At 57.1% G+C, this 1,176-nt stretch carries 2 protein-coding genes; both read left to right on the top strand.

The genetic code is table 11. The features are described 5' to 3' along the window. Positions 1-239: hypothetical protein (locus ABWQ00_RS16185; protein WP_353239687.1), on the top strand; the 239-nt coding region annotated here is incomplete at its 5' end. Positions 240-735: 496 nt separating this feature from the next. Next, positions 736-1,038 (top strand): hypothetical protein, encoded by a 303-nt coding sequence (locus ABWQ00_RS16190; protein ID WP_353239688.1) that lies wholly within the window; start codon positions 736-738, stop codon positions 1,036-1,038. Positions 1,039-1,176: the final 138 nt, after the last annotated feature.

Here is a 1,176-nt window from a genome sequence, read left to right on the forward strand (position 1 = left end):
GCAGCGGCGGCGCTTCACTTGGCGCGATGTTGTTGGCAAAGGTCTTCGTGGCGCTGGCAAAGGAGGCAAAGGCAGCGGAGCAGAATGGTCAGAGGCCAAAGGCAGCAGTGGCAAGAAAGGCTGCGCTGGCGGCAAAGGGCACGGTGACAAAGGGCACGGTGAGAAGGGGTGCGGTGGCGAGAAAGGTTGCGCTGGCGGCAAAGGCGACCGTCACTACAAGTTCACCGTTGCAGCAGTGAACCTGGGCGGTTGGCGCAAGCGTATTCGCTACGTGTACGAATGGAACATGTGGAATATGCCTGCATGGATAATTATTGCATGCGAAGTCGACGTTGTCACGTACGAGCAGCTGACACAAGAGGTGACGGAATGGAAGCCACCGGAGACCTCCACGTCTGTGCAGTTTCCTCCTCAAGGGTTCGCAGAACCAGGCTTTGTGCGCCGGTGGGTGTCATCAGAACTGCACCGTGGGCGCGTCGTGTTCGGCCTCGCCAACCGAGTGGCCAGCTTGGCTTCCTACGACCGAATGCAAAAAGGAACAAGGTGGCAAATGGACTCGTGTGTTGGCGGTGACCGTCAACTGGCACGTACCAGTCTTCGATCGCATGGAAGAAATAATAGCGGTCTTCCACTGCCACAACGATCACGCAAAGGTGAACGGTGAGGCTTTGCAAAGAAAAGTACGAAACACTAGCGGAGTGTTGCGCTGGCGGTGTCCGCATCCTGGCTGGAGACTTGAACATGGGCTCATGGGGGTTCATCGACGAGATGGCGGCAAAGGGCGTGGAAGTGCGTCTCATCGCCAACCATGGTGAATGGAACGTTTACAAAGACATTTGGCAGTGGGATTCCTTGGGCATCTGGGTATCAGGCCCGATGCCGAAACCAGGCAAAAGCCTCACCATGATGACCCACTCCCGCTATGGCATGATTCACCCTTACATGCTCGACGGCGGAACCGACAACCGAGGCTACGCCTCCTCTTCATACTGCGTCTCCCACTACAACGCCCCGCTCGTGCATGAAGTCATTGAATAATACCAGTTGCGCGAGCTTGCGAACTGGATGCGCGACCGCATGGAGGTCTATCCATCAAAAGCTGCGCTGGCGGCTCATTTGTCCGAGCTCGTCCCGGAGACGGCTGTGCATGCTCTAAAGCCCTGCTGCGAGTTGACG

Origin of the sequence: Limnohabitans sp. (genome assembly GCF_040400975.1) — a bacterium.
In the GTDB taxonomy this organism is placed as follows: domain Bacteria; phylum Pseudomonadota; class Gammaproteobacteria; order Burkholderiales; family Burkholderiaceae_C; genus Limnohabitans_A.